Origin of the sequence: Candidatus Defluviibacterium haderslevense (genome assembly GCA_016712225.1) — a bacterium.
GTDB classification, from domain to species: domain Bacteria; phylum Bacteroidota; class Bacteroidia; order Chitinophagales; family Saprospiraceae; genus Vicinibacter; species Vicinibacter haderslevensis.
In genome coordinates, this window is sequence record JADJRL010000003.1 from 4,387,938 (window position 1) to 4,414,357 (window position 26,420).

Genomic DNA, 26,420 nt, shown 5'->3' on the forward strand with positions numbered 1-26,420 from the left:
AATACTATCCCCTTTTCCTTTTACCTTTAGTCATTTCTTTAGGATGAGCTAATTTCATTTCTTGAATTAATTGTCCTGCACCAGCAAACTTATCAATAATAAATAAAATATACCTGGCATCAACCATTATATTTCTACAAAGCGTAACATCATAATTGATATCACTCATCATTCCTTCCCAATTTCGATCAAAATTCAATCCGATGAGATTACCATGAGCATCAATTGCCGGACTGCCTGAACTACCTCCTGTGGTATGGCTAGATGAAATAAAAGCGAGCGGCATCTTGCCGTTTTCACCATAAACACCATAATCCTTTTCTTTATATAGCTTAATCAATTTTGGTTCAACATCGAATTCATAATCTCCAGGAATATATTTTTCCATGACACCATCTAAATATGTTTTTGCATTATACTTTACTCCATCCTTCGGGCTATAGCCCTCAATTTTTCCGTAGGATACCCTTAAGGTAGAATTTGCATCTGGATAAAATTTCTTTTCTGGAAATACTTTAATAATTGCTTCCATATGCCTTCTTCGCAATGCAGTAATGGCATCTTCAATAGGTCCTGCTTGATTTTGAATACCATAAACTAAAAAATAATTCAGTTCCTCATAAAGATTCCATACAGGGTCGGCCTTTACTCTTGTTATCCAGGGCACAAATTCTAATTCTGATAAAACTACCAAACTATCGGGTGTTGCAAAACAACTTTTATTATATAAATCATTTACATACGCTTCATAATTATTATTGTACGTTTTCAGTTGTTGAATTAAATAAGGAAATCTAACTTCAGGCTCTACACCTTTTACTACCAACTCTATTAATCCTGATAATACCTCCTTTTCAATGTTAATATCTACATCTTTAAAATAAACAGCTGCATTCTTCTTCATTTCATCACGCCCTGAAACAAACAAATCATTTCCTCTACCTTCATAAGTATCAGCTAATTTTTTTATTCTGGAATAAGCGGCGTACAAGTCTGTATTTCTTTGAAACCCTTCTGCATAATACTCTTTTGCTAAGGTCATGGGTTGCAATTGAGTATAATATGCTTCTAAGTCTCCGATAATATTTCTATAAGGTTGAAACGTCTCATTATTGTTTACACGCTCTTGAAATAATTTATCCCATTGATCTTTTTTTTCCAGCGCATTTTTATTTTTAATCCCTTGACTTTCTCCTTTCCATTTTTTCCAAACATTAGCACTACCAGCATATTTGGATGCGTATTGAATTTTAGTTTTTTCATTACTGCGCATGTATTTATCTAAAATTTTCAAGACCCTATCTCTTAGAGCTATTCTAACCGGATTCTGAATATTAGCTATTTGACGAACGCCCTCCTTTGTTAAATATTCATTAGTACGTCCTGGAAACCCAAAGAGCATTGTAAAATCTCCCTCTTCAACGCCATCTAAAGAAATAGGTAAAAAATATTTTGGAGTATATGGAATATTATCTTCACTATACGCTGCCGGTAAATTATCCTTACCTGCATAAATGCGATACAGAGAAAAATCCCCGGTATGTCTTGGCCATTCCAAATTATCCGTATTTGCACCAAAATCACCTATAGATTCAGGTGGCTTTCCAACAAATCGAATATCCTTATAAGTCAACGTAACAAAAGCAAAATATTGATTTCCATTATAGAAAGGTCTAATCATCACATCTTCATAGCTTGCTTTGGAAATACTAGATTTGACTTTAATTAAATTTTGGTCAACTTTAATTTTACGTTCAGATTCATTCATAGTTGGCAATACTCCATCTAACATAGCCAAGGTAACATCTTCCATTCTAACAATCATCGTTACCGTTAGACCATTACAACGCCATTCTTTTTTTTCATTAATTGCCCAATAGCCATACTTTATATAATTATGTTCTACAGAAGAATAAGATTGAATATACCCATAACCACAATGATGATTTGTTAATAACAACCCTTTCGATGAAATAATCTCTGCTGTACATCCTCCTCCAAATTGAACGATCGCATCTTTTAATGAACCCTTATTAACACTATAAATATCTTCAGCTTTAATTTTCATTCCCATGGATTGCATTTCACTTTCATTCATGGATTGAAGTAATATGGGCAACCACATGCCTTCTCCTGCAAAAATGGATTGGCACCAAACCAATAAAATCAAAACTACAGCAGATATCCTCATTATGTTTCTATTAATGTTTTTGCTAAAAATGCTTGCGTTAAATTAGAACAGATTATTTATTTGATCAATACAAGAAGAATTTTTCTTCTCTGTGAATCCAATTTAATTTCCAGCACATAAGTTCCACTATTCAAATGTGACATAAGTAATTTAACTTCATGATCTGATTGCTTTTGACATACAACTTTTTGTTTTAGGCCATCTATACTAAACAAATCAACCTCCAATTGGTCTTGAGAAATATCATGCGTATTGATAATAAAATAATCTTCACTAGGATTTGGGTAAACCTGTATGGATTCGATTTTGGATTCCACTACTGAAGTTAATTTTTTTACTTCTACATCTAATTCATACACACAATCTACACTATCCTTCAAAATCAAATGATAGGTACCTGGTATGAGATCCTTTAAATCTTGTTGTTTACTAATTAAAACTTGGTTGAGATACCATTCAAAACGGTAAGGCGGTGTTGCCCCAGACACTACTAACGAAATCGCTCCATCGTTATTCAGAGCATTAGAAACGGAAGCTAAAACATTAAAATCTGTTGGTTCATTTATGACCACTGTATCTGTAAAAGTACATTTTCTGGAATCTACAATTTCAATGATATAGCTTCCACTAGGAACCTGATTGGATTGATTTATAAAATCAAATTTTGACTTAATGGAAAACGGGGGTGTACCATCCTTTATATTAATTGAAACCACTCCCGATGAATCACCAAAACATTTCACATCTTGTGTTTCAATTTTTATTGATGGTGGATCAATTTTTTTGATGACTATAGAATCTGAATTGATACATGCTGCTAATGGGTTAATTATTATTAAAAAATAAGTTCCCGAATCTTTGATCAACAATTCCGGATCAGTACTAAGACTTTTGTTATTGGATGACCATTCAAATTGGTAACCGGGATAACTGGTAGCGTTTGACAATTTTAATTCGGGATGAGAACAGTCTATTTCCGCAAAATCAGATTTAATATCCGTAGTTGGTAATTGAATAACTCGAATATATACTGTATCTATTCTGCTGCATCCCAACTCTGAAGTAAATTGTAAGGAATAATTGCCTGTTTTCAAAAACGAATTAAATACCCCCAATGAAATGCCATTGATATTGGTCATTGTCGTATCTAACCCTTGTGGACCTCGCCATCTATAGGTACCTTTTATACCATCAATTTGATTCTTTATTGTGATTTGATCTCCAAAGCAAACATTAAAACTATCTTTCAAGATAAAAGAGGAATTATTAATTTTAGTTTGTAATGCTAAAGTAGAAGGATAGCAATCTGGTAAATCTATAGAATAGAATCCCCTTCCATATGTAGACACATACATTTTTCTAGAAGTCTGATGTAATTCAATATCTGTTACCGAAGTATTGGGCAATCCAGTACCATAATATTGCCAGCTAACTGTGGTGGCATCACTATAAAACAAACCTATATCTGTACCTACAAATAAAGTATTAGAAGCTTCATCATATTTGATACACAGCACAGGTGTGTTTACAAAATTCTTTGTAATATTTGTCCAGGTCTTACCACGATCTTTGGACTCCATTACTTTCAATACACCAAAACCACCACGAGTTACCCAAAGTCGATTCGTATCTTTAGGATGAAATTCAAGATCTGTAACTTCGGCACTGGTGATCATATTGATTCGGCCCCAATTTACTCCATAATCTTTTGTTAGATAAATAGTACTACCAATAGTGGCTGCAATGGTATTCGTATCAACCGGATTAATTACAACATTTCTTAAATCATTATCCGCACTTCCTGTTAAATTATTACTCAATGCCTTGAATGTATTACCCCGATCAGGACTCATAAAAACTTCATGATAACCAATCATAAATGTCCTTGGATTTTTTGGATTTAATGTAAATGGTGTTACCCATTGACCTTGTGGATTTCCAGGGATATTGCCATTGATTTCTGTCAAATTATTAAATCCATTTGTTGTTCTATAAACTGCAGTACCTCCCCAATATTCAGAATAGCCTATTGCTGCATTGGTTGGATCAATCAATTGCCACATTGCGTCACCACCATTGGTGTTGCCCCATGAACCATTAGCGCGTCTAATAAATCCGCCATTGTCTTGACTACCTCCAATTAATACTGGAGGGTTGGTAGTGGAAATAGCCATTTTATAAAACTGAGTGATGGGCAATCCATTTTGAAACTCCTTCCATGATTTAGTGGATTCGGTGTATTTATAAATACCACCATCACAGCAAATAAAAATTTCATCTTTATTGTAAGGATTATACACTACCGAATGGTGATCTGCATGCACTTCAGGAAGATCACCGCGATTGTACCAGATGGTTGCCTGGTTCCATGTTCTCCCACCATCTGTAGATTTATGAATATCTACACCACCACAATACATTAGATTCGTATTATTTGGGGAAAATTCCATGACTGCATTTTCGGGCAGGTTAGCAATGAATTCAAAACTTGACCCTGAATTTTTCGATAAATCAAATTTACGCACACCATCCACGGAGCGATTAACACCTAGAAATTCGGGATCAGCAGGAGTAACAGCCAACCGCATCGATGATTTTACTTCTACAAAATTTGAAATTTGATTAAACGTAACTCCCCCATCCAAGGATTTAAACACCTCGCATGATCCCCAATAATCATTACGTGCTGCGTACACTATATTTGAATTATTGGGTTTAAATTTTACATCTGAAAAATCTTCGGTCCTGGATTTATCCCATGAAGTACCACCATTTGTTGTTCTATAAATACCATTATTGGTTGCAGCAATCAGTATATTTGTATTAACTGGATCCATTTCTAAAGCATAGAGCACTTTATTGTCTGTTAATTTCCAATTCAGACCTGTTGGCGTCCAGGTAGCGCCACCATTAGTTGATTTATAAATACCCATACCATACTGCCACCAGCCCTCTTTCTCTCCTAATGAAATATAGATGGTATTTGGACTTTTAGGATCTACAAGTATAATTCCAACTCTTTGTATGGGTAATGCTTCGCCTAAACTGGTAAAAGAAGTTCCATTATTTGTTGTTTTCCATACACCACCATTAGGTGCGGCTACGAACCAAGTATTCGGTTGTGTGGGATGAAAGGCTATATGAGTCGTTCTACCCATACCCCAATAGCCTCCGCTATTGCGCACTGGACCTTCGTGTTTCCAGACCAATGCATTACGTGGGCTCAAATTCCCAGGACCATTTGCAATTGCATTATATAGTTCTGATTGTTTGGATAAGTCACCAAAAGAACCATCTTCATTAAGTCTATCGCGCCAGTACCAGGCCCAACGTTCCAGAGAAACTCGTTTATCATCAAGAAAAACCCCATCCAGCTTTCCTTCTCTAAAGGCTTTGCGGAATTCTGGATTGTCCAATTTATGTTTTGGAATCAATTGATCGGCTTTTTGATAAAGTTCTTTGAATGTATGTCCTTCTGCCTTAAATTCTCTTAACTGCTGAACTTGAGCAAAAGACATATTACAAAATATACAAATATAAATAAAAATGAAACCCTTTTTCATGAATTATAAATTTGGTCAAAATTAAGTAAATTAAAGGAAGAATATGCCATAGCATAAGTTAAAACGCAGAGAATTGAGCATTTTATTATAGAATCAATAGGTCCCGAATCTATAAACTAAACTCATAAAATAAGATTTCAAAAACTTATGCAGTAAGCAATACTTTGTGTCTTTGTCAGATTCTTGGGAAAGCTCGAAAATGAGATTAACTGAAAAATATGACCCGTCCTAAAAAAACTATACACAAAAAAACTGTTTATGGTACAAAAGGATCAGGAATTTAATGCACAAACCAGGAAAAAGCAAGGTCGATATGACAAGCGTTTAATCTTAAAGATCGTTAGCGATATTGAATCCGGACACCCACGGAAGGAATTGCAAGACCAATATGGATTAGGAAAGAGATCTATTGATAGATGGATGAAAGATTACGGATCAATTCACTACAAGAACAATATCAAGCGGAAAAGCTATTCGAAGCTCCAAAAACGTACTATTGTAAGTGCCATTGAGCAAGGAAGAATGAGCATCCAAGAAGTTCAAGATGCATATGGGATTAAAAACAGTAAATTAATTAGAGATTGGATTATTCAATTTAAAAATGAAAATGACCAACTTTGTGAGTTAAATGGACAAGTGATGTCTAAAAATCTAACTAAAAATATTGGATCAAACGAACTAGCTTTGGAAAAGGCTTTAGAAGAAGCTGAGCTTAAAATCAAGGCTCTTAATACACTTATTGATCTTGCAGAAGAACAACTCAACATTGATATTAGAAAAAAGTCTGGTGCCAAGCAGTCCTTAAAACAAAACAAGACAATCCTAAAATAGGGATCGGAAGGCTTTGCAAACTGTTTGGCAAAACTAGACATGCTTTTTATGACCATTTATGGACTAAGCAAAAAATTAGTATCCGTGATGACATAATTCTTCAAGAAGTTATTTCCATTAGAAAACAACTTCCCAGACTGGGCACAAGAAAATTATTTCATTTACTAAAACCAACTCTTCAATCTCACAATATAAAAATTGGTAGAGATTATCTTTTTGATTTACTTTCAGAATATAAATTAATGATTAGACAACGAAAAAGAAAAGCCATTACTACGGATTCAAAACACTGGATGAAAAAATACTGCAATCTCATTAAAGACATTACTATAACTAAACCCGAACAAGTTTGGGTAAGTGATATTACCTATATTAGATTAACTAACTATTGGGGCTATCTTAGTTTGATTACAGATGCTTTTTCCAGAAAAATTATTGGTTACTGTTTTCGCAATGATTTACAGGCAGAAGGGTGTGTTGAGGCCTTACGAATGGCATTAAATAATAGAATTTATGACCATCCCATTATTCATCATTCGGATAGAGGTTCTCAATATTGTTCACATCAATATGTTCATTTACTTTATCAACATAATATTAAAATTAGTATGACTGACAATGGAGATCCTTATGAAAATGCATTAGCAGAAAGAGTAAATGGTATTATCAAAACTGAATTTAATCTTCATCAAACTCATTTGGGATTTGATCAAACTTATAATCTTGTTAAACATTCCATTAAAGCCTACAATGAATTAAGGCCTCATGGAAGTTGTGATTATTTGACTCCTGATCAAGCTCATCTACAATTTGAAACATTACCCAAAAGGTGGAAAAACTATAATAAATACTATTTTTAAACCTTGTATACCTTACTTAGGATTAAAAATTATATTTGCATAGTCATTTTAAGATTTATTTATTAACCTGTATAGCTATTTTAGGACAAGACAATATCCGAGGAATAGACGTGGATAAGCCGTGGAATAGACGTGGAATAGACGTGGTTACTTTCTGGCAAGTTATAATATAATAAAAGGAAAAAAACCATAGAAGTGCATTAAATTATTCCACTGGATGTTTTATTATTCAATTTAATTAAGGGTAATAAATAATTTGTTTAGATTTGGCATTAGAAAATACTAATGGGGAAGATTGGTCTAGTTTTAAAAATTAAATGAGTTTATTTAATTTCATCCTATAGATTTAGTCTACATAGCGTTAAACTAAACTAAGATTTGATTCATATGACAAATCATTGTTTGCATTATACATACTTTTACATTTTTGTTACATCCTTTTACAGTTAATTTACTGCACCGAATTGGAAGTCCCTTAATTTTGTGACTATTCATTCACACAAGAAAATAAAAAGACATGAAAATCCAAATTCTAATGTTAGTATTACTTCAATCTCTCGTTACTTGTCAATACATTCAGGCACAAGATTCATTATTTAACTCCGATTTTCAATCCAAAAAAAACTCGACCGAAAAGAACTTTGACCTAGGTTCAAATAGCGTCTATCAATCTACAGATAACGGATTAACTTGGCATGACATCAGTGCCAGTCTACCCAGTAATTTGAAAAACAAAGCGTTCTTTGTCAACAATGGAACCTTATCTCTATTGTCAAATTACCAATTATATAACTTCAAAAATGGTTCTACACCAGTAAATTGGGAAAAAGAATATTCCCTAGGGATCAATATTAAGGATATCTATACTTGTAAATCCAGAGTCTATGGTCGCAGTAGTGAAGGTGATTTTTTTCAAAAAATAAATGGCTCAAGTTTATGGCTTCCAATTCAAATGCCAAATTCAATGGTTCGGACTGTTTTGGAAACTCAAACCGGAACTTTATTCGTTGGTTGCGATAATGGTATTTTCAAATCTACAGACAAAGGTAAATCATGGAAACATGTTTTTGAAGATGGAATAGCGCTAAACATGGTAGAGTCAAACGGAATAATCATTGCTGGCGGACAACAAGGCATCTTACGTTCGATCAATGGTGGCGAAAGTTGGGATTGGGTAATAAGGGAAGGTGGTGTAGGGATTTCCACTGAAGTTATAGATGGTGGATTTGCAGCCATCACCTATAATACCACATCAAAAACAAGACGAGTTAGAATATCTACTGATGCAGGAGTATCATGGCAAGCTATTGATGGTAGTGGCCTTACTCCTACCCCATTCATTGCTTCAATCAAACAAGTTGGAAAAAACTTTATATGTGGTCATCCTGATGGTATTCTATTATCTTCAGATAAAGGCAAAACATGGAAACTGGTACTTCCTACAATAAAAAATAAGGTATACAATTTGTCGGTTTCAGGTAAAATAATTTATGCTATACCTTTGAATGGTGGATGTTGAACTCTTTATCCAATTTATTAGACCCTATTTAATATTCCGGGATATTCTAAAATTACAGACCAGTCAATATAATTGATATTTATTTTACAATTTAAATTCATAAATCCAATAACTTCAATAAAAAAAATATGACAAAGTATACTTCCCTATCTTACTAAGGTAATATCCCCTGTCTTCAACTTCCGCTCTGAACCATGTAATGCATATTGAATGACAAAAGGATAAACCCCCGGATTCAAATTCACATCCTGACACTTACCATTCCAGCCTTTTTCTTTGTTTTGGGATTCGAATAAAAGGTTGCCCCATCGATCATAAATTTGCAAATTGAAAAAAGTAACCGCATCGCAATTAAAAATAGGCAGGAATAAATCATTGATGTTGTCTCCATTTGGAGAAAATACATTTGGTATATAAATATCCGATTGAATTTGTGATAAAGATAGATTTAAATTTGCAGGAACTACGCAAGGCCCTACAGTTGTAATTGTGAAACGGGTCTCCTCGAAGGATTTTAATTTTACTTTGCTACAGGGAGGATCGAGACAATCAATCAATGATGCTGGAGTCCAAATGTAGTTTGATCCACCTGAAGCTGAAAAAGTAATTTCTTTACATGGATCAATAATTGTATCTCCTGTTACATGAACAATTTGTCTTGGAAAAACATGAATGGCAAGACTATCTAACCATTGCTTGCAATCATCAGTAGCACTTAAATAGATTCGTTCATTGCCAATGCTATTTGGATAATAATTTGTAGTAATACCATTTGGATTATCAAAACTACCATGACTTGATTGCCATGTAAATTTTGCAGCTCCCGAAAATATTCCATTCAGTTGAATGATCTGACCTTCGCAGATGCTGGTATCAATTCCTGCTTCTAATGTTGATGGATTGCCAGGTTTAATGATTAAATCCAATCCTAGAGTGCTATCACATCCATTCGAATTAATTAGTAATTGTGAATATTTGCCGGATTGATAATAGGTTTTTCCATTGACCAAAGCAGAATCACAAGAAGTAAATGCCAGCTCAGATGTACTTGCGTTCAATCGTGTAAAATGAATAGTCAGTAAACTATCGCAGAGATTCGCATTTCTCAGAAGTTGTGTGTAGTCCCCTGTTTGTGAATACGTTTGATTATTTATAACAATGGCATCACAATCCGTTTGACTGATTTCTGCTTGACTGCTTTTCTGTATTATAATATCAATATTTAATATGCTATCACATCCTTCCGAACTTGAAAGTGTTTGAGTGAATTTTCCGGATTGATTATACATTTTTCCATTCACCAAAACCGAATCACAAGCCGTTTCATTGATATCCCTTGTTCTGCTTTTATCTATTGTGATATCAAGATTCAATACGCTATCACATTGATTTGTATTCGCAAGAATTTGAGTGTATTGACCAGACTTTTTATAAACTTGATTATTAACCAGAATTGAATCGCAAGATTTGTATTTTAAAGCAGAATAACTTTTACTTAAGCGTGTAAAATCAATGACTAATATACTATCACATTGATTTGAATTTGTCAGAGTTTGTTGATAAATGCCGGTTTGATTGTAGCCTATACCATTTATCTTTACTGAATCACAGGATCTACTGAGCGTATTTCCAGTGCTACTTTTTGTAATATTTAAATCTATGTTCAATGTGCTATCGCATTGATTTGCATTTTGAAGTAATTGAGTATAGTTTCCAGATTGCAAATACCATTGACCATTTATTAAAGCAGAGTCACAGGAAGTAAATTTATAAAATGATGAATTACTTTTAGTAATAGTTAATTCAATATTCAGTAAACTATCGCATCCATTGGCACTTGTAAGCAATTGAGTATAGTTGCCGGATTTAAAATATTTCGTTCCATTAATATTAGCAGAATCGCATAAAGACAAAATGTATGGAGCATTATTACTCTTAGTAATGTTGACATGAACCAGAAGTAAACTATCGCAGCCATTCCTACTATTGAAGGCTTGAATGTAGTCACCACTTATCTTATACGTTTGTCCATTGAAGTTTACAGAATCGCATGCATCGAAAGAAAAGCGCTCACTGCTTCCTTTTGGAATACTTAAATTTAAATTAACTGTACTGTCACAACCACTGGAACCTTGTAACAGTAGATTATAGTTTCCAGATATAGTATATGTTTTTCCAGCAACCACAATGGAATCGCAATTGCTTAGCACAATATTTGTTTGACTGCTTTTCCCAATGCTGATATCCAGATTCAAGATGCTATCACATCCTGATGTATTCGTTAGTCTCTGCTTGTAAATGCCCTTATTTGTGTATAACTGATTATTTACAGTTACTGAATCACAGCCACTAAAATTCAAGTTTGTCAAATTGCTTTTCATAATATTCAGATCTGTAACTATTACACTATCACAGCCAAATACATTTTTTAATTGCTGGGTAAAAATGGTAGATTGCTTATAGGTCTGTCCATTTATGATTGCAGAATCACAAAAAGACAATTTAATATCTTCTGTATTGTCTATAAATTCAGCTTCATTTATAGAATCGCAATATGTTTTAACACAAACAACAGAGTCATCTTCAAGGAATACTTTTATTTTAACTTCGAAACAATAATCTTCATTAACGGCATCAACTATAAGCCGTTCATTTGTGGATATTGGAGTTCTCAAACTGTCATTTTTCTTATACCATTTGTATTCAAATAAATAGCTTTCGCCAAATTGGCATTTTTTGGCAATGTTGAAATTGGGTGACAATTCTACTTTTCCGCCAACACATTTACTTTCCCAATGAATGGAGTCATACACTCCCACAGCAGTCAGCGTAATGAAGCTATCGCATTTAAAAGGATCAGTAGTCTTTTTTAATAAAACATACAAATGATCCTTACAAAGAGAATGACTCCGACCCAACAAGTCAATATAAGGCTGGTTATCGCAGCTTATGAAATTATGTTTACCTGTAGTTGGTTCCGGCAATCCAATAAATTCAACTATTGAATCGAATGGGCAGCAATTTTTATCAGCTAAGCTTTCCCGGTAAATCCCTGGAGCAATAATGGTTTGAGTATGCCATTTATAGTTACCTCCATTCATGATTTCGTAACAAAGATATCTTTTGGGTCCTACTCTATCCAACAGACGTCTGACTTTTACAATAGCGCATTTCGGTCCTTGTCGAGAACATATGGTTCCATTTTTTTTATCTCCTATATAAGTGGAGACACAGATTTTAAAATCACCTTCCGTTGGAAAATCCAACATGATCTCACTGCTATTCTTTCCAAGATCAACATCATTGAGTGTCCATTCATAGTTTGGTTCACAGCCTTTTGGGTTTACAAATAATCTATAATCGCATGTTCCTTCACAAACGGGTTCAATGATACCACTTGCTATGTTATTAATATCATCTATAGTCGGAAGAACGGGTCGTCCTCCTGGAGAAGTATTAATAGTATAATTGCACGCTCCATCATTGTTATATTGTCCATCGCAACCGGTAATCCATAAATAGTATCTTTTGCATGGTTTTAAATTCACCTTAAAGGTTTGACTAACGTTTGTTGGAGGCCAGGTACTTACCATGCATGGCTTACTACAAAAAGTTTGATCTCCACATAAACAATCACCCCAAATCCCCCATCGAACGGTTGGATATGGTAAATTCGAGGCAAAAGCACAATTTCCAATTGTCACTGTAAATGATTGAACGCCCCCTTGGGAAACGAAAGATACCCAACTTATTATTTCTGAAGTTTGGTTGCCAGTGGAACAATTGTCTGCACATGGTAGAGAGCCATTGCCATTTAATGTATTGCACCAAAACCCATTCAATTCATCAAGCGAACAAAATAAAGGCGCATCTTCACAGTTGGGACTTGCATATACATTTCGACATGGGCGGGGCTGCGAAGCCAAATGATTGCTTAACATAACAGTAAGCAAATAGATTAAGGTAACGAATGTTGGTTTGTTAAAGTGAAAATGCTGCATAGTGGCAGGTATTTACAGTAAATATAAGAAATCTATTATTATTTTTTAAAAATTATTTAATTCAAAATCGTCAATGGGATAAATTTCTAATGACGGCCATTAGAAATATTCAATATAATTGTTTAAATATCGATATTGGAATTGAAATTGCAGACACAAGCTGCAATAGTCCAAATTGGCAAGTTTCAAATAGAATGATATTTATCCTACCATTCTTACCCACTAGGCAGAAGGCTACATCAAGTACCTTAAGTCTATATAAAGCAGAAGAAATTTACAAGAGATATCGCTACAGTTGTTTTATTACTAACTTAAAAGCTCCATTTATTTTTGATTCCTAATGACAATTCTGGGATAAAAAATAAAACGCCAGTATATACTTTTATCTACTGGCGTTTTTTAATCTAATTAATAGTATAATAAAAAGAAATGCAATTTTTATCTCGTAATGGTAAATCGTCTATTCACAATATTTTTTGAATCTTTAACTTGTAAATTATAGTGACCAGGAATGAGTAAACTCGTATTTATTGTTTCCTTGTAAAATCCATCTTTACTAAATTCAAAATTGGGAATGGTCATTACATTTTTACCCGATTCATCAAATATCTTGATTTCAAATTCACTGTCCGCCACTATACTTAATTCAACGTACAATAAATCATCCGTTGGATTAGGATAAATATTCAAGTACATGTCTTTATTAGAATTAACTCGAACGCTGATTGTTTTACTGTAAACGCCGATTCCATTTCTATCCACTTGTTTAATCCTGTAGTAATACACTTGGGATTTATTGATATCATAATCATCAAGCGTATATTCATGAGATGTATGACTTGGATCTTTATCTGCACTTACTTTTGCTATTACAGTAAATTTATTCTCAGATTCATGCCTTCGCTCCACTTCAAAATAATCATTATTCAGTTCAACTCCTGTTTTCCAATTTAATTCTGTGAAAGCACCATTGTATTTACCATCAAATCCTAACCATTCTAACGAAAGCACTTGATAAATTAATCCTGCATCAATGGATGGTTGGTTGTCACCAGCAAGTATTCGATATGTTCTTGTTGTTCCAGAACCATTTGTTCCATCTACATCATTGTCAATTTCATCATTTCCTGCATGAGGCCCTGTAAATCCGTAACTTGTTGGCGCATCAAATTTAATAAAGTAATCGCCTTGAGCTATTCCATCTAAAGTGTATTGTCCATTGCTTTCAGTTTTTGATTCAGAGACTAAAGTACCATCTGGCTTATATGCATAAACTTTGACTCCTTCGATTGGCTGCTCGCCAGAATCCTGTAGCCCATTACTATTTCCATCTAACCATACATAATCACCCATAGTAGCTTTAATTTGGAATCCTGCACCTATATTCAAGAACATATTATCACTGCTTATCGATATTTTACTTGTTGTATTTATTCCAAACTCATGAGTAATATCAGAGTCTTTATCTGGATTACCACCTCTATATGCTTCACTAGCTGCTAAATGTCCAGGTCTTTCAAATCGCACATAATACATTCCTGGTTTAACACAGCTAAATTTATAAAAGCCATCATCTGAAGGAGTACCTGGAGTAACTTGTGTACGGGTAGACGATACAGTAGCACCGGTCATTGCATTGATTAAAAATACATCCAAGCCGTTAATTCCATTTTCATTTGGATCAAATACGCCATCTAGATCTACATCAAAGAAAACCCTTCCACTAATCATAGAACACTTAAGCAATCCAATGTCCCAAGTTCTATCATCTTCCCCAGGATTCAAATGTGTCGTTGCAGTAGTTCCAACTCCATTGCTATGATCTACATCGCTGTCTTTAAAATCTGGACCTAGATTTGGATCTGTAACAATCCAACCGTTTGGAAGCGTAAGTTTTGCATAATAATCTATTGGCATTAACTTATTAAATAAATACAATCCATTATTATCTGTGCTTGTAGTTTTTACAACTAGATGAGTTGAGGCATCATAAAGTATTACATTCACACCCTTTACTCCTTCTTCTCCAAATGATTGCATACCATCACCATTTCTATCGTGCCAAACAAAATCACCATAAGATGCCAATTCAACTAAACCAGCATCTATTGTGGCTTCTCTTTCACCTATATCCAAATGCGTACAAATAGTAATCCCAGATGCATCAACATCACTATCAATGAGATCATTTACTCCAATGTCACGGAAAGTCCAGGCATAGTTTGCTGCGTATGGCGTTAGACTATAATCAAAACGCAAGAAATAATCACCACTGATTAATCCATCAAACTGATATTCACCTTTGATATCTGTGGTGTCCTTTTTAATCAATACGCCATTACAATTATATAAAGAAACGATCACACCATTTATACCTGGGTCACCCATATTTTGAATTCCATTACCATTGATATCATTAAATACACGTCCTTCAAAAAGTCCAGTCACATTGATATCTATATCGCTACAAACCACACTGGTGTCATCAGGGACACCATCATCATTGATATCTATGATTGCTTTATTATATAATCCTTCACCTGATTGCGGAACAGCTGGATTTGATGAACCGCATGCCGTATAAACATTGTCACCGCCAGATCCTGGGCTAAGATCTAAGGTAGTTTTTATAGTAAGATCATAAACATGCACTGCACCAATTGCAATGGTTTGATTATTTGCAAGGATCCAAGGACCAGCACCTGCTAATGCACCTCCAGGATTTCCCGGTACACTTGAAGTGTAGGATGCTGTATTTATCATTAAATCATCATCTAAACCTGGATCATCATTTAAGTCATATTGTCCAATTGCTCCACCAAGATTTTGAACTTTCACTTGATAATTTATGGCATGCATTCCTCCTCCTAGCGGAGTAATACTTGTAATGACTTTACTTGATTTAATATAAGGAAGATCACCACATGTCTCTACAGATTCTTCTGGAATACCATCATTATTTGAATCTATGCTAGCTCTGTTATAAATCCCTTCTCCAGATGATAAGTCTCCTGGAATTGAAAGTTGACCACAAGCAGTATATATATTATTTCCACCACTATTAGCACTTAGATCAAGTGTAAGTTTTACTGTTACAAAATAGGTATGTACGACATTTGCATTAATTGTTTGATCATTTGCTAAAATCCAAGGACCTACCGGAGCAAGAATATTACCTGCATTTCCAGGTGCATTAGAAGTATAAAAAGCATTTCCAATTGCAATGTCATCATCAAATCCAGGAGTATCCATAAGATCATATTGACCATTGGCTCCACCAACATTTGTAACAACTATTTTATAAACCACATTGTACATATTTCCACCTAATGGGCTTATGCTGTTTACAATTTTTGTACTTCTTATGTAAGGTAAATCGGCGCACGTTGTTGATGAATCTTCTGCAATTCCATCGTTGTTTAAATCAATACCTATTTTATTAAATAATCCAACATGATTATTGCCACCACCAGGATTAGTAGATCCACAACTTGTATAGACATTATCTCCACCACTAATTGGACTCAGATCAAAAGTAAGTTTAACAATTATGTTATAATGGTGCGTGATTCCAGATAGTATTGTCTGATTATTAGCAAGTATCCAAGGTCCTGATCCTACTAATGCAGATCCAAGATTACCAGGTACATCCGAAGTATAATTTGCAGAACCAATAGTAATATCATCATCAAAACCGGGTTGATCAACCAAATCATATTGACCCATTGCTCCACCAATATTAGTTACGTTTAAAGCATAATTTACCATATACATATTACCGCCTAAAGGTGTAATTCCAGAAACAGATTTACTACTAATAACATAAGGCACATCTGCGCAAACCTTTTCTGTCTGGTCGATTATTCCATCATTGTCGGTAGTTATATAAGATTGATTAAACAAACCTTCACCAGAACTTGGATCTCCGGGAATGGATGTTTCGCAAGGCGTATAAATATTATTTCCTCCAGATCCAACAGTAAGGTTTAATGTAAGCTTAACTGCTAAGTTGTAAGTATGAATGGACCCAATGCCAATACTTTGATTATTCGTTAATACCCATGGACCATTTCCAAGTAAGTTGCCACCTGGATTTCCTGCAGCATCACTGGTATATGAGCTTGTATTGATTACAAAGTCATCATCAAATCCTGGTTGATCAATTAAGTCATAATGTGTAACAGTTCCTCCAAGATTGTTTACCACAATGTTATAATTTACAATATACATATTGCTTCCAAGTGGAATGATACTGGCTATTGTTTTATTATGGACAACATATGGAAGATCAGAACAAACAAAGAATGTATCATCTGATATTCCATCATTATCTGAATCTAAAAATGAAGCGTTATACAAACCTTCTCCAGGAGAAGGCGTACCAGGAATTGTTGAACCACATGCTGTGTAAACATCATCGCCTCCTGATCCTGCTGTCAAATCAATCGTTACATTTATCGTTATGGTATACATCTGTGAGCTGTTAGCAGCAATCAATTGATCATTAGCTAATATCCAAGGACCATTACCAATTATTGCATTACCAGGATTACCAGCTGCATCACTAATAAATGAGGCACTGTTTATAATTACATCATTATCAAATCCAGGGAAATCTGACAAATCATAAGATCCTGCTGCACCATTGTTATTGACCGTAATTTTATATACTAAGTTATATTCAAACGGATTGGTCTGAGTAGCCGACACGAATGATTTAATATGCGATATTCCAGAAATACAATTTTCCGGAGCAATAAAATTAGTTGATGTACTACATTGAGAGCCATCACTAAAAGTTGCGGTTACTACATGATTCAATCCATCAGCAATTAATCCATTAAGGCTATATGCTTGAGGACTTGTAAATGGCGGCAAAAATACTTGTTGGTTGGCTCCAACATTAACTGTCAATGTACCTGTAGATGGTGGATTCAACATTGAAATGGATCCATTTAAAACATAATTATTTGATTGCGAATTACATGATCCGGCCACTGCAGTTAAGGACGATATACCTTGCTGTACAATGGTCGTGGATGCCGTATTGCTGCACCCATTTGCGTCAGACACAGTCACTGTGTATGACGTAGGGGCCAAACCATTTACATCAGCTGTTGTCAACCCATTACTCCACAAATAAGTATATGCAGGAGTACCTAAAATTGCTTCGGCATGTGCTGTACCATTGTTTAATCCTATACATGAAGCTGTATTAGAAATACTTACTATTGGTATAGGATTAACCGTCACATCTACTATGAATGAATTTCCAACACAGCCATTTGGCGCTGTGGGAATAACGGTATATCTGACAACACCAAGCGATGAATTACTTGTATTAGTCAATGCCTGTACAATGGAGTTACTACATGCCCCACCACAATTACTATATCCGTTGATTGTAGCTCCAAATAATTGCATTGCAGTCCAAGTAAATGTAGTACCAGGTATTGTAGTATTTAAAACTATGTTTATACTAAGTCCACTACAAATTGTTTGTGAATTTCCTGAACCAACGGGTTGTTGATTCACTGTAATAGTGACAGTATCAGAACAATTATTTATGGTAGTATAAATAAAATGATAAATGCCAAGAGCACTAAAATTATTAACCTGTGTCATTGCTGATGATGGAGAAACAATATTTGCTGTTCCTGGATTGCCCGTTTGTGCAGTCCAAGTTCCTACACCCGTGCTATTCAAAGTAGCAGCACCTCCGGGAATAATAGCACAAATAGTTTGATCTAATCCTGCATTTGGTTTTGCATTCACAGATACTATTAATGTATCCGTGCAAGAGCCAAATTCAAAAATAAAATTATATGTACCAAAAGCAGTTGTTCCAAAATGAGCGTTTGCAACCCCGTTACCTAGTCCATCAAGTATTACTCCTGGTGGATTTCCAATTTGTTCTGTCCAAGTTCCACCAGATGGTGAACCTGTCAAAGTCACATTTTGACCACCACAAATATTGCTAATATCTATACCCGCACTAGGTTTAGAAGTTATTGTAACACTTAAGGTATCTGAACATCCAAGTGCAGTAGTAAAAATGAAATTATAGACTCCAGCTGCATTGAAATTTGTGATATTGGCTGTAGTAGAATTAACTGTTGTTATTGTAGCAGCACCTGGATTACCTGATTGTGCTGTCCACACTCCAGCGATATTTGCAATGACCGTTGCAAGTCCTCCTGGTAATGTTATACATGATAAATTTTGATTAACACCAGCATTTGGTTTAGGATCTACTGTTATGTTCATTGTATCAGAACATGTACTTGTTGCATAAATGAAATGATAAACACCAATTGCAATTCCTGTAAAAATGATCGTAGAAACTCCGTTTACGGTAGTACCTACAATCGCACCAGCGGGATTTCCAATTTGTTGACTCCACGTTCCTCCATTTGGGGTTCCTGTAATGACTACATTTTCTCCACCACAAACATTCACTATATCTTCACCTGCAAAACAACATACTAAACTATCACCATTTGAGCCTCTGGTATCAACAAATGCTCCATATACTCTGATCCTGTTAATCAAACTAACTAAACTTCCTGCTGAGATTCTTACCTCATCATATGGCAAGCTAGTCTTGAAGCCAACATTATGGATTCCAGGACCAGGACCTATAAATATTCCTAATAAGCTTAGTTCCAATAAATTTGTTCCACTCTTACATTCTTGTTGAACCCCATTATTGTAAGTACAGATAGTTAGTGAATTAAATAAATCTAATTGTATTAAAGCATTTTCATCTTCTATAGTAAATCCTACACTGCTTCCTTGTGGAAAAGTCATTACAGGATTCAAAACTGCAATGGATCCCTTTCCAATTGCTCCTACTGTTGTTGTTATCTTACCAAAATCAGTATTACTTCCTGTAATTACATTTGGTGCATTTGCAACTGAGCACCCTACGCATACTCCGCCACTTATTCCTGTCAATTGTCCATCTATTATTACCGGGAATTCTGGACTCGTCAACCAATATGTCTGATTACATTCTAAATCAACTGGACAGAAGCCTTCCAATATTCCCGAATATACTCTCGTAACTCCCAATTCAACACCTAAAATATCTGCATCTAATTCAAGCGTCACTTCATCAAAAGTCAAATTAGTTACAAATCCTACAGTACGTCTACCATCATTTGTTATCAGTGAACTGTTCACGGAAACCAATTGAGTTAAACCAGTCTTTGTTTCACGCAAGACACCATCCAAATAAGTTCGCACAGTTATTGCATCCAACAAAGTTGCATTTAGAATATTGGTATTCAAAATATCAAAACCTGCAAAATTCCCTGCACTATAATCTGTGAGTTGATCTTTCACCGATATGCTTCCTGTAGTTCCAACATTTACTACCATAATTATACTTGCATAGTTGGTCGTATCACTATCCAATAAATGATTTGTATTGTTCACACTGCATCCAATACAAGCTATTCCATTTATCCCAGTGTGAACCCCATTCACAAATACAGGATATACAGGACTTGTTATAGCCACTGGTTCATTACATGGTAACATCGGTCCAGGGCAGAATTTTTCAATCACAGCACTGTATACTTGGGTTACATTCAAAACACCTAATAAATTTGTAATCTCAAACTTAATTTCGTCAAATGACTGAGTTGTTACAAATCCTACCAATTGCTCTCCAGTACCATTCAATAAACTAGAATTCAAAGATAACAAGGTACTAACAGAAGAACTTTCCTGCAATACACTATCTTTATATGTTCTAATAGTTATACCAGATAATAAATCGAGTCCCACCAATTTCAAATTTTTGATGTTGAACCCTGCAAATGTTCCAGCAGGATAATTCGTGAGTACATCTTTTACAGAAATAGATGCTACTGTACCAATTGCAGCTGTTAAGTTGATTGTTGCAAAATCACTAGTATTCATTGATATTACATGCTCGGAATTGTTGATCGAACAACCAATACATGCAATTCCAGAAATCCCTGTCCTAGCTAATTCAATTACAGATGGAAATTCATCATTGTTTAATTGTGTTTGTATATTACAATCTGGTGCTGGTCCAGGACAAAATTTTTCTATAACAGCATGGTATACTTGTCCTGAAAATAATACACCAACCAAAGTTGTATATTGTATTCTTATTTCATCAAAATCACCTGTTGTAATAAAACCCAAAGTTGCATTGCCTGCTCCATCAATAATACTAGCTTCAATACCAATTAGACTTGTTACTACATCACGACCTTCAACAAATACACCATCATTGTATGTTTCTATTCTTACTTTAGATCCAATTGATCCTGATACCAAATTCAAAGATGAAATTTTAAATCCTGCAAAATATCCGGCAGGATAAGTATCCGGTATATCGATATCTTTAACGCTGTATTCAACAGCACAGCCAAGGCCAGTTATGGTAAATCCCGCAAAATTTGTGGAATCCGGATCTGTTAAATTACTTGTTGCTCCTGTAGTTGTAAAAACACAAACTATGCCTGAATTATGCCTAGTCGGTACTAAATTATCATAAATTAATCCATTGACCAAGGCAGACTTTTTATTACATATCTCCACTATTAATTTTAATGATACAACAACCATGGCAGTGTCTGAGCAGATCTCTGAATTCGTAAACACAAATCCATAGCTTCCTGCGACACTAAAATTGGTTATCGTTGTTGTTGGTGAATTTATATCTGTAATTGTGGCTGTGCCGGGATTCCCAATTAAGGCACTCCAAGTTCCAATGCCACTTCCATTCATTAATGCAACTCCACCAGGAAATACTGGAGTGCCAATATTCTGATCATTCCCAGCATTCGACTTTGGTGTTGCAATAATTCCAACTGTGTCAGAACATGTTCCAAAAGTATATTTAAAATTGTATAATCCATTTGCACTTGTAGCAAAACTTACATTCGCGACTCCACCAATGGTAGCGCCTAATGTCGCTCCTGAAGGATTTGTAATAAGCTCACTCCAGATGCCACCGACAGGTGTTCCAATTAAATTTGCAGATTGCCCTCCACATACATTCGAGTCATCTGATATTCCGGTAACAGCGCGGCTAATTGTTATACTAATTGTATCCTTGCATCCGCCAACGGTTGTCCAGATGTAATGATATATCCCTTCAGCACTAAAATCGGTAATCGTTGTAACAGGTAGATTTGGTAATGTGATTGTTGAGGTTCCGGGATTTCCAGCTTGTGCAGTCCAGGTTCCTATGCCGATTGCAGCTGTTATTGCAATGGCATCTTCAATTATTGGAACACAATTTAATGTGATATCGATTCCTGCGATTGCTTGTTTTGTAATCGTAATTGATATCGTATCCTTGCATCCACCAATTGTTGTCCAGATGTAATGATAGGTGCCTTCAGCACTAAAATCGGTTATCGTTGTAACCGGTAGATTTGGTAAAGTGATTGTTGATGTTCCAGGATTTCCAGCCTGTGCAGTCCATGTTCCAATGCCTACTGCTGCTGTTATTGCAATAGCATCTTCAATTATTGGAACACAATTTAATATGATATCGATTCCTGCGATTGCTTGTTTTGTAATCGTAATTGATATCGTATCCTTGCATCCGCCAACTGTTGTCCAGATGTAATGGTAGGTACCTTCAGCACTAAAATCAGTTATCGTTGTTACGGGTAGATTTGGTAAAGTGATTATTGATGTGCCAGGATTTCCAGCCTGTGCAGTCCATGTGCCTATGCCTACCGCTGCTGTTATAGCAATGGCATCTTCAATTATTGGAACACAATTTAATGTGATATCGATTCCTGCGATGGCTTGTTTTGTTATCGTAATAGATATCGTATCCTTACATCCGCCAACTGTTGTCCAGATGTAATAGTAGGTGCCTTCAGCACTAAAATCAGTTATCGTTGTTACAGGTAGATTTGGTAAAGTGATTGTTGATGTACCAGGATTTCCAGCCTGTGCAGTCCATGTTCCAATGCCTACTGCTGCTGTTATTGCAATGGCATCTTCCAAGATCGGTACACAATTTAATGTAATATCAATTCCTCCTATAGCTTGTTTTGTAATCGTAATAGTTATAGTATCCTTGCATCCTCCAACTGTTGTCCAGATGTAATGATACATTCCTTCAGCACTAAAATCAGTGATTGTTGTAACTGGTAAATTTGGTAATAAAATGGTCGAAGTGCCAGGATTTCCTGCTTGCTCACTCCAGCTTCCTATGCCTACAGCTGCAGTAATTGCAATGGCATCTTCAATTATTGGAACACAATTTAATGTGATATCGATTCCTGCTGTAGCTTGTTTTGTTATCGTAATGGATATGGTATCTTTACATCCTGTTATGTTTGTCCAAATATAATGGTAAATGCCTTCTGCACTAAAATCTGTAATCGTTGTAATTGGTAGATTGGGTAAGGTAATCGTAGAAGTACCTGGGTTGCCAGCTTGTTCACTCCACATTCCTAGGCCTACTGTGGAAGTAATTGCAATAGCATCTTCCAATATAGGTACGCAATTTAAAACTATGTCGATTCCTGCACTGGAGAATGAGGTTATATTTATGGCTACTGTATCTTTACATCCATTAGAATTAGTCCAAATAAAATGGTAAGTGCCAAAAGCGGTAAAAGCAATTATTGTTGTCGTAGGTGAATTTGGTAATACAATTATAGCAGTTCCTGGATTCCCTGCTTGTGGAGACCAAGATCCTGTTCCACTTGCATTCATAAATGCAATTAATCCAGGCAAAATAGTGATACAATTGAGATCTTGATCTGGACCAGCATTGGGTTTAGCATTTACTGTGATACTCATCGTATCTGTACACGTGCTTGTTGCATATATAAATTTATACACTCCAACTGCTATTCCTGTAAAGCTTACACTAGCTACCCCATTTACAGTTGGTCCAACTATTGCCCCAACTGGATTTCCCACTTGTTGACTCCATGTTCCTCCATTTGGTGTTCCTGTAACCAACACATCCTGACCTGCACAAATATTAAAAATATCTTCACCTGCATAACAGCATACTAAACTGTCTCCATTTGAAGCTCGAGTATCTACAAAGGCACCATAAACTCTTATTCTATTGATCAAACTGACCAAACTTCCTGCAGATATTCTTATCTCATCATAAGGCAAAGTAGTCTTAAAACCAACGTTATGTATCCCAGGACCCGGACCTATAAATATTCCTAACAAGCTTAGTTCCAATAAATTTGTCCCACTCTTACACTCTTGCGGCATTCCATTATTGTACGTACAGATTGTTAATGAATTAAATAAATCCAATTGCACTAAGGCATTTTCATCTTCTATAGTAAATCCTACACTACTTCCTTGTGGATAAGTCTTTATCGCATCCAAAACTGCTATTGAACCCACACCTAATGCGCCTACTGTTGTTACTATTTTTCCATAATCCAAATTACTAGTTGATATTACATTTGGAGCATCTGAAACGGAACATCCAACGCAAACTCCTCCACTCACTCCAGTCAATTGCCCATCTATTATTACTGGAAATTCTGGACTCGTCAACCAGTACGTTTTATTACATTCTAAATCAACATTACAAAAGCCTTCAAATATTCCACCATAAACACGGGTTGTGCCTAAAGCCAATCCTAAAATATCAGCATCTAGTTCAATGGTGACCTCATCAAAGGACAAACTTGTTATAAAGCCTACAGTGCGACGGCCATCATTAGTTAGCAATGAATTATTTACTGATAACAATTGTGTTAAACCAGTTTTGGATTCACGTGGAACTCCATTCAAATAAGTTTTGATTTTAATTGCATCTAAAAGGGATGCACTTAAGAAATTTGTATTTAAAATATCAAATCCAGCAAAATGTCCAGCTGAATAATCAGTTAATGCATCCTTAACTGATATGCTTCCTGAAATTCCAGAATTCAATAACAAAACAATACTTGCATAATTACTGGTATCACTATCCAGTAGATTATTTGTATTGTTTATACTACAGCCAACGCATACTCCTCCATAAATACCAGTTTGTGCACCATTAACATAAACAGGATATTCCGGAACTGTTAGTGCCACTGGTTCATTACAAGGCAGAACAGGCCCTACACAAAAACTATCAACAACAGCACTGAAAACTTGTGTTACATTAGCAACACCTAATAAATTTGTAATTTCAAACTTAATCTCGTCAAATGACATAGTGGTTACAAATCCAACCAATTGTTCACCTGTTCCATTTAATAAACTTGAATTCAAAGACAGCAAAGTGCCACCAACCGTTGAATTCTCCTGGAATACGCTATCCTTATATGTACTAATAGTTATTCCTGATAACACATCTAAACCTACCAATTTCAAATTTCTGATGTTAAATCCTGCAAATGTCCCAGCTGGGTAATTTCTTAACACGTCTTTTACAGAAATCGAAGCTATGGTTCCAAATGCAGCTGTTAAAGTGATTGTAGCGGAATCACTAGTACTCATAGAAATTACATTCTCGGAATTATTTATTGAACATCCAATGCAAACCGCTCCTGATATGCCAGTCCTCGCCAATTCTATTATTGTTGGGAATTGGTCATTGTTTAATTGTTTTTGGATATTGCAATTCAATGCAGGACCTGGACAGAATTTTTCTATTACTGCATGATACACTTGTCCTGAAAAAAGCACACCCACTAAAGTTGTGTATTTAATTCTTATTTCGTCAAAAGCTCCAGTTGTGACAAATCCCAAAGTAGCATTACCTGCGCCATCAATCAAACTCGCTTCTATTCCTAATAAACTAGTTACCACATCCCTGCCTTCAACAAATGACCCATCATTATATGTTTCTATTCTAACTTTTGAATCAATTGAACCAGAAACCAAATTCAAAGACGAAACTTTGAATCCAGCAAAATATCCTGCTGGATAAGTATCAGGAATATCTAAGTCTTTGACACTATACTCTAATGCACAATCAAGACCTGTTATAGTAAATCCTGCAAAATTTGTAGTGTCTGCATCAGTTAAATTACCTGTTGCTCCAGTGGTTGTAAATCCGCATAATATACCTGAAGTATTTCTTGTAGGTGATAAATTATCATAAAACAATCCATTGACCAGAGCAGACTTTTTATTACATGGTGCTGAAATGGCTATCAGACTACTTTTGGAATTTTCGACTTCACCACTATGGTCCAATTTCTCTTTATTTTCAATAAATTTCAAACCCTCAATACATACAATTGAGGCATCGACAGGCTTTATTTCATTATGGTTTTCAACTATTAATTGTCCTTCAAAAGCAATACCAAAACTAACAAAAGGTATTATTAAAAAAGTGAATAAATGTGCTATTTTTGACATATAATAAAAATTTAAATATTACTTGAATTAGTATAAAATTTTGCGTTATCTTAAACATTTCTTCAACATTTGATTAATAATTATATATCATTCTGAATACTAAATTACAAT

The 26,420-nt window shown here is 35.1% G+C and carries 8 protein-coding genes; 4 read left to right on the plus strand and 4 right to left on the minus strand.

Annotation, left to right across the window (positions count from 1 at the left end; genetic code table 11):
- Positions 1-4 precede the first annotated feature (4 nt).
- Positions 5-2,191: a S46 family peptidase gene (locus IPK88_17215; protein MBK8245170.1), complete on the minus strand. Its 2,187-nt coding sequence runs from the start codon at positions 2,189-2,191 to the stop codon at positions 5-7.
- 56 nt (positions 2,192-2,247) lie between these two features.
- On the minus strand, positions 2,248-5,754 hold the full coding sequence (locus IPK88_17220; protein ID MBK8245171.1) for a T9SS type A sorting domain-containing protein: 3,507 nt from the start codon (positions 5,752-5,754) through the stop codon (positions 2,248-2,250).
- Between the two features lie 258 nt (positions 5,755-6,012).
- Between IPK88_17220 and IPK88_17225 the strand changes: the two genes are divergently transcribed.
- The 3 genes from IPK88_17225 to IPK88_17235 all read left to right on the plus strand — a co-directional run bounded on the left by IPK88_17225 (position 6,013) and on the right by IPK88_17235 (position 8,964).
- Entirely contained in the window at positions 6,013-6,585 is a 573-nt protein-coding gene (locus IPK88_17225) for a transposase (GenBank protein ID MBK8245172.1), read from the plus strand.
- Entirely contained in the window at positions 6,582-7,445 is an 864-nt protein-coding gene (locus IPK88_17230) for an IS3 family transposase (GenBank protein MBK8245173.1), read from the plus strand. The genes IPK88_17225 and IPK88_17230 overlap by 4 nt, the downstream gene beginning before the upstream one ends.
- A gap of 517 nt (positions 7,446-7,962) precedes the next feature.
- Positions 7,963-8,964 carry an exo-alpha-sialidase gene (locus IPK88_17235; GenBank protein ID MBK8245174.1) on the plus strand — a complete coding sequence of 334 codons (1,002 nt, stop codon included), beginning with the start codon at positions 7,963-7,965 and terminating at the stop codon, positions 8,962-8,964.
- A gap of 146 nt (positions 8,965-9,110) precedes the next feature.
- Here IPK88_17235 and IPK88_17240 read toward each other — a convergent pair whose 3' ends face one another.
- Positions 9,111-12,965 carry a gliding motility-associated C-terminal domain-containing protein gene (locus tag IPK88_17240; protein ID MBK8245175.1) on the minus strand — a complete coding sequence of 1,285 codons (3,855 nt, stop codon included), beginning with the start codon at positions 12,963-12,965 and terminating at the stop codon, positions 9,111-9,113.
- An 89-nt stretch (positions 12,966-13,054) separates the two neighbouring features.
- On the opposite strand from IPK88_17240, the gene IPK88_17245 reads away from it, so the two are divergent.
- On the plus strand, positions 13,055-13,306 hold the full coding sequence (locus tag IPK88_17245) for a hypothetical protein (GenBank protein MBK8245176.1): 252 nt from the start codon (positions 13,055-13,057) through the stop codon (positions 13,304-13,306).
- A 97-nt stretch (positions 13,307-13,403) separates the two neighbouring features.
- On the opposite strand, the gene IPK88_17250 is transcribed toward IPK88_17245, so the two are convergent.
- The gene (locus tag IPK88_17250; protein ID MBK8245177.1) at positions 13,404-26,309 is read right to left on the minus strand and encodes a T9SS type A sorting domain-containing protein; all 12,906 of its coding nucleotides are present in this window, start codon (positions 26,307-26,309) and stop codon (positions 13,404-13,406) included.
- Positions 26,310-26,420 lie beyond the last annotated feature (111 nt).

Excerpts from the sequence above, each read along its gene's own strand:
- IPK88_17215 (MBK8245170.1), bottom strand. The coding sequence starts at position 2,191 with ATGAGGATATCTGCTGTAGTTTTGATTTTATTGGTTTGGTGCCAATCC.
- IPK88_17220 (MBK8245171.1), bottom strand. The coding sequence starts at position 5,754 with ATGAAAAAGGGTTTCATTTTTATTTATATTTGTATATTTTGTAATATG.
- IPK88_17225 (MBK8245172.1), top strand. The coding sequence starts at position 6,013 with ATGGTACAAAAGGATCAGGAATTTAATGCACAAACCAGGAAAAAGCAA.
- IPK88_17235 (MBK8245174.1), top strand. The coding sequence starts at position 7,963 with ATGAAAATCCAAATTCTAATGTTAGTATTACTTCAATCTCTCGTTACT.
- IPK88_17240 (MBK8245175.1), bottom strand. The coding sequence starts at position 12,965 with ATGCAGCATTTTCACTTTAACAAACCAACATTCGTTACCTTAATCTAT.
- IPK88_17245 (MBK8245176.1), top strand. The coding sequence starts at position 13,055 with ATGACGGCCATTAGAAATATTCAATATAATTGTTTAAATATCGATATT.
- IPK88_17250 (MBK8245177.1), bottom strand. The coding sequence starts at position 26,309 with ATGTCAAAAATAGCACATTTATTCACTTTTTTAATAATACCTTTTGTT.